This is a genomic window from uncultured Vibrio sp. (genome assembly GCF_947488985.1).
GTDB lineage: Bacteria > Pseudomonadota > Gammaproteobacteria > Enterobacterales > Vibrionaceae > Vibrio.
The window spans coordinates 1-282 of record NZ_CANLBV010000361.1; the positions used below are offsets into that span (position 1 = coordinate 1).

A 282-nucleotide genomic window follows, 5' to 3' on the forward strand; every position below is an offset into this window, starting at 1 on the left:
ACAGGTGCAGCTACTGAAAGCTCAGAGCAAATAGGAAAAAGTCGCGGGGGCAACTCAACCAAAATTCACTTAGCCGTAGATAGTGGTGGCCTACCGATTTGTTTTGATTTATCAGAAGGACAACGCCACGATATAGTACATGCCGAAAGCTTGGTTGAGCAACTTGATGAAGTTAATACTATCGTTTGTGATAAAGGATATGACAGCGAACCTTTCCGTATTTTTGTTAAGGAACGTGGCGGAGAAACGGTAATTGCTAAACGCAATTACGGACAAGATATA

Annotated in this window: 1 protein-coding gene; it reads left to right on the forward strand. The window is 42.2% G+C overall.

Translation table 11 applies throughout. The features are described from left to right. A partial coding sequence (locus Q1A70_RS20645; RefSeq protein WP_299695940.1) for a transposase occupies positions 1 to 282 on the forward strand: 282 nt, incomplete at both ends.